We start from the raw sequence: 1,148 nt of genomic DNA on the forward strand, positions 1-1,148 counted from the left end.
CCCTAACGGAAAGCTTACTCAGCAACTGAATATAGATATGAACAGCATCGCTAGAAGCGCCGAAGAAAACAACGATCAGATCGCAACTGTAACAACTATTATGCGTGAAATCAGTGACGGTGCAGACCATGTTGCCCGTACCGTATCGACGTTGTTCAAAGACAATAGCTAGTGTCCAGTTTTAGGCAAAATCAGGATCGGAACTTCGAGCCGCAGCGCTACAGAGCCAGAAGCCCAAACTTGGTGACGGCCATCGTGCTATGGAACACGATGTATCTGGAGCGCATCACTTGGGGCTGGTCGAGGCAAGTCGGTGGGCGGCGAGCTGCTGCAATACCTGTTGCCGCTGGGCTGGGAGCACATCAACCTGACTGGCGATTACGTCTGGCGGCAGAGCCGCAGGCTGGAGGTCGGGAAGTTCAGGCCGCTACGATTGCCCGGAAAACCTTAGCGTACGATTTTTTCCGAATTCTGCGGGCACCCCAGAGAGGGAAAGCTGACGCCCAGGAGGCTCTAGACGAGTCCAGAGTGCTTAAAGCTTTGTTGGGTATCAACGCTCTTATGTTTGTAGCCGAGTTGGTTCTTGGGGTTATTGCTGAGTCCACAGGGTTGATTGCGGATTCACTGGATATGTTCGCCGATGCCGCTGTTTATGGCCTTGCCTTCTATGCCGCTGGACGGAGCAAGGGTCTACAGCTTAAGGCCGCACATCTGTCGGGCTTTCTACAAATAGCGCTCGCGTTAGGCGTTTTATTGGAAGTTGTGCGCAGATTTATTTTCGGCAGCGAACCTGAGTCATTGTTGATGATGGGGGTTGGCCTGGTCGCCCTTGTGGCCAATGTTGGCTGTTTGCTCTTGATATCAAAACACCGGAATGGTGGCGCTCACATGCGAGCAAGCTGGATATTCTCAGCAAACGATGTATTGGCCAACCTAGGGGTTATTGTTGCTGGCTTACTGGTTATGCTTACGGGTTCGCCTTATCCCGACCTTGCCATTGGTTTTGCTGTCGGGCTGCTTGTCCTCAACGGTGGTCGGCGAATTCTTGCCATGAAGGCTTGATGATCGTGCTCAAACCTCCGCCCATTAAGCAACGTGGAGGTTTAACCGGGAGGAAATTAATCTTTCTTTTTTCGATCTACCTAAGG

General features: G+C 51.9%; 2 pseudogenes. Both read left to right on the plus strand.

Annotated elements, in window-relative coordinates:
* Positions 1-192: 192 nt before the first annotated feature.
* Positions 193-451 (plus strand): annotated as a pseudogene (locus PA6_RS23710) (Tn3 family transposase); the annotation flags it as partial.
* Positions 415-1,062, plus strand: a pseudogene (locus PA6_RS22270) (cation transporter); the annotation flags it as partial. The pseudogenes PA6_RS23710 and PA6_RS22270, both read left to right, overlap by 37 nt.
* Positions 1,063-1,148: the final 86 nt, after the last annotated feature.

The sequence above is a fragment of the Aquipseudomonas alcaligenes NBRC 14159 genome (assembly GCF_000467105.1).
Classification (GTDB): Bacteria; Pseudomonadota; Gammaproteobacteria; order Pseudomonadales; family Pseudomonadaceae; genus Aquipseudomonas; species Aquipseudomonas alcaligenes.